Source organism: Tahibacter caeni (assembly GCF_024609805.1).
Classification (GTDB): domain Bacteria; phylum Pseudomonadota; class Gammaproteobacteria; order Xanthomonadales; family Rhodanobacteraceae; genus Tahibacter; species Tahibacter caeni.
Map to the genome: position 1 here is coordinate 1 of NZ_JANFVR010000364.1, position 4366 is coordinate 4366.

The following is a 4366-nucleotide window of genomic DNA, read 5'->3' on the forward strand; positions in this document are numbered from 1 at the left end:
GGCGCCGCCGCCGCCGCCGCGCACGCCGCCGCGGCTGCGCGCCGTGCCGAAATCGCCGGACAACGGCGAAGCCGCGGCCTGAGCGCGGTTTCCCGGCGACAGCATGCCGGACCCCTGCGGCATGCTGTCGCCGTGGCGACATTCCGCGACGCATCGGCGACAATAGCGGCCCTTTGCGGCAGCCCAGGCCCGCCCCGGGCCGCGTTCCGGCTGCCGCGCCGCTTTCCTTCCGCCGGGTCTACCCAATGTCCAGCCGTCAAGAACTTGCCAACGCCATCCGTGCGCTGTCCATGGATGCGGTCGAAGCTGCCAAATCCGGCCATCCGGGCATGCCGATGGGCATGGCCGACATCGCCGAGGTGCTCTGGAACGACTTCCTGAGCCACAACCCCAAGAATCCGAACTGGTTCAACCGCGACCGCTTCGTGCTGTCCAACGGCCACGGTTCGATGCTGCTGTATTCGCTGCTGCACCTGACCGGCTACGACCTGCCGATCAACGAGCTCAGGAACTTTCGCCAGCTGCATTCGCGCACGGCCGGCCATCCGGAGCGGCATGAAACGCCGGGCGTGGAAACCACGACCGGCCCGCTGGGCCAGGGCCTGGCCAACGCCGTCGGCATGGCGCTCGCCGAAAAGGTGCTGGCCGCGCGCTTCAACCGGCCCGAGTTCCCGATCGTCGATCACTACACCTACGTCTTCCTCGGCGACGGCTGCCTCATGGAAGGCATCTCGCACGAGGCCTGCTCGCTGGCCGGAACGTTCAAGCTCGGCAAGCTGATCGCGCTGTACGACGACAACAACATCTCGATCGACGGCAAGGTCGGCGGCTGGTTCACCGACGACACCGCCGCGCGCTTCGAGGCCTACGGCTGGGAAGTCATCCGCGACGTCGACGGCCACAATCCCGAAGCGATCAAGGCGGCCATCGTCTCGGCCGGCGCCGATCCGGACAAGCCGACCCTGATCTGCTGCAAGACCATCATCGGCTACGGCGCGCCGAACAAGCAGAACACCGAGGGCGCCCACGGCGCGCCGCTCGGCAAGGACGAGATCGCGGCCGCGCGCGAGAAGCTCGGCTGGAGCCATGCGCCGTTCGTCGTGCCCGACCACGTCTACGACGCCTGGAACGCCGAGGCCAGGGGCGCCGAGCACGAGACGCGCTGGAACGCGCTGTTCGAGCGCTACCGCAACGTGCATCCGGACCTCGCCGCCGAGTTCGAGCGCCGCCTCAACGGCGAGCTGCCGGCCGACTGGTCCGCGCATGCCGGCGCCTACATCGCGAAGCTGCAGGCCGAAGGCCCGGTCGTGGCCTCGCGCAAGGCTTCGCAGATGGCGCTGGACGCCTACGGTCCGAAACTGCCCGAGCTGATCGGCGGCTCGGCCGACCTGGCCCATTCCAACCTGACGCTCTGGAAGGGCTCCAAGGACGTCAATTCCGGCGACGCCGGCGCGAACTACGTCTATTACGGCGTGCGCGAGTTCGGCATGACCGCGATCGCCAACGGCGTGGCGCTGCACGGCGGCTTCATTCCGTACGACGCGACCTTCCTCGTGTTCTCCGACTACGCGCGCAACGCCGTGCGCATGTCGGCGCTGATCCCGGCGCACGCGATCCACGTGTATACCCACGACTCGATCGGCCTCGGCGAGGACGGCCCGACGCATCAGCCGATCGAGCACCTGGCCAGCCTGCGCTATATCCCGAACAACCGCGTCTGGCGTCCCTGCGACGCGGTCGAGTCGGCCGTGGCCTGGAAGGTCGCGATCGAACGCAAGGACGGTCCGTCCTGCCTGGTGTTCTCGCGCCAGAACCTGCAGCACCAGCTGCGCACCGGCGAACAGCTCGCCGACGTCGAGCGCGGCGGCTACGTGCTCAGCGACCCGAACGATGCGAAGTTCCAGGCCATCCTGATCGCGACCGGCTCGGAAGTCGGCCTGGCCATGGACGCGATGCGCACGCTCGAACAGCAGGGCGTGCGCGTGCGCGTCGTGTCGATGCCGTGCACCGAGCAGTTCGACGCGCAGCCGCTCGAATACCGCGAGGCCGTGCTGCCGTCCTGGTGCCGCGCGCGCGTCGCGATCGAGGCGGCGCACCCGGATTTCTGGCGCAAGTATGTCGGTCTCGACGGCGACGTCGTCGGCATCGCGAGCTTCGGCGCGTCGGCGCCGGCCGACAAGCTGTTCGCGCACTTCGGCTTCAGCGTGGAGCGCATCGTCGACGCGGTGAAGGCGCGGATCTGAAATGGCCGCGTTCGAGACCGAAAGAGTGCTGGCGGTGCGGCACTGGAACGAGCACCTGTTCAGCTTCACCTGCACGCGCGACGCCGGCCTGCGCTTCGAGAACGGCCAGTTCCTCATGATCGGCCTGATGGTCGACGGGCGGCCGCTCGTGCGCGCCTACAGCGTGGCCAGCGCGAACTACGAGGAACACCTGGAATTCTTCAGCATCAAGGTGCCGAACGGTCCGCTGACCTCGCGCCTGCAGCATCTGAAGGAAGGCGACGAGATCCTGGTCAGCCGCAAGCCGACCGGGACCCTGCTGCTGCACGACCTCAAGCCGGGGAAGCACCTGTATCTGCTGTCGACCGGCACCGGCCTCGCGCCGTTCCTGTCGCTGATCCGCGATCCGGAAACCTACGAACGCTTCGACAAGGTCGTGCTGACCCACGGCGTGCGTCAGGTGAACGATCTGGCCTATCGCGACTACGTCGAGCAGGAACTGCCGCAGCACGAATACCTCGGCGAGATGGTGCGCGAGAAGCTGATCTACTACCCGACCGTCACGCGCGAGGCGTTCCGCAATCAGGGCCGCCTCGACCAACTGCTGGCCGAAGGCAAGCTCTGCGCCGACATCGGCCTGCCCCCGCTGGATCCGGCCGACGACCGCGCGATGCTCTGCGGCAGCCCGGCCATGCTGGCTTCGCTGTCGGAGCTGCTCGACAGCCGCGGCTTCGTAGTCTCGCCGCGCATCGGCACGCCGGGCGACTACGTGATCGAGCGCGCGTTCGTCGAGAAATGAGAACCGCGCGCGGCGCCCTCGGGCGCCGCGCGCGAGCGCTTGCATTCGCATCGATTACGTGTGTAAATGACACACCGTTTACATGCGTAATCGATGATGCCCATCAGCGAAGCCGAAAGCGCGGTCATGCAGGTGCTCTGGGCGAGGCATCCGCTCTCCGCCGAAGAAATCGTCACCGCGCTCGGCGATGCGCGGCAGTGGCAGGAAGCCACCGTGAAAACCCTGCTGAACCGCCTGCTCAACAAGGGCGCGGTCGGCGCGGTCAAGGAAGGCCGGCGTTATCTCTACAGCCCGCTGCTGCAGCGCGAGGCCTACGTGCACGAGCAGAGCAAGGATCTGCTCGACCGCCTGTTCGGCGGCCGGCTCGCGCCGCTGGTCGCGCATTTCTCCGCGCACGAAACGCTCAGTCCCAGGGACATCGCCGAGCTCAAGCGCCTGATCGCGGAACTGCCCGATGAGCGCTGAACCGTTGATCGCCGCCGCGGCGGCCGGCAGCGCCGCGATCGTTCTGGTGCTCGCGCTGCGCATTCCGCTGCGCCGGGGACTCGGCGCCGGCGCGGCCTATGCGCTGTGGGCGACCGTGCCGCTCGCGAGCCTCGCCGCAGCGCTGCCGTCGGCCGGCACGCGCATCAGCCTGCCGCTCGCCGTGCTCGAACCGGCCGCCACGCAGGCGGCATCCGCTGTGCCGATGGCCGCCGCTGCCGATACGGCGATGCCGTGGTTCGCGCCATGGCTGGCCGGCTGCCTCGCAATGCTGCTGCTGCAGGTCCTGCAGCAATGGCGCTTCGAGCGCCGCTGCCGCGCGACGCGGCGGCGCGGACGGCTGTACGCCGCGGCAGCCGGTCCCTGCGTCAGCGGACTGCTGCGTCCGGGCATCCTGCTGCCGACGGATTTCCGCGAACGCTTCGACCGGCGCGAACGCCGCCTCGTGCTGGCGCACGAGATCGCGCATCTGCGTCGCGGCGACCCGTTCGCCAACGCCGTCGCGGCGCTGCTGCGCGCGCTGTTCTGGTTCAACCCGTTGCTGCACCTCGCGCTGCACCGGTTCCGGCTGGACCAGGAACTGGCCTGCGACGCGCGCGTGCTGGTCCGATTTCCGGAAGCGCGCCGGTGCTACGCCGGCGCGATGTTGAAGGCCCAGCTCGGCGGCGCCGCGTCCAGGGATGGACCCGGCCCGCTGGGCTGCGGCTGGTTCGCACCCCATCCGCTGAAGGAGAGAATTTCCATGTTGCACAAAGCCACTTCTATTGGCCGCCGCCGCGCCGGCCTCGCCGTCGCCGCGGTTCTCGCGACGGCCGCGGCCGGCCTGGTCTGGGCCGCCAAGCCGGGTGCGCCGGCTTCCGCG

At 69.0% G+C, this 4366-nt stretch carries 4 protein-coding genes; all 4 read left to right on the forward strand.

Features of this window, described 5'->3' with window-relative positions:
- Positions 1-245 precede the first annotated feature (245 nt).
- Positions 246-2243, forward strand: a complete 1998-nt coding sequence (gene tkt / locus NON22_RS20800; protein ID WP_257388899.1) for a transketolase — start codon at positions 246-248, stop codon at positions 2241-2243.
- Between the two features lies 1 nt (position 2244).
- Positions 2245-3021: a ferredoxin--NADP reductase gene (locus tag NON22_RS20805; protein ID WP_257388900.1), complete on the forward strand. Its 777-nt coding sequence runs from the start codon at positions 2245-2247 to the stop codon at positions 3019-3021.
- Between the two features lie 96 nt (positions 3022-3117).
- The gene (locus NON22_RS20810) at positions 3118-3486 is read left to right on the forward strand and encodes a BlaI/MecI/CopY family transcriptional regulator (RefSeq protein ID WP_257388901.1); all 369 of its coding nucleotides are present in this window, start codon (positions 3118-3120) and stop codon (positions 3484-3486) included.
- On the forward strand, positions 3476-4366 hold an 891-nt coding region (locus NON22_RS20815; protein WP_257388902.1), incomplete at its 3' end, for a M56 family metallopeptidase. The genes NON22_RS20810 and NON22_RS20815, both read left to right, overlap by 11 nt.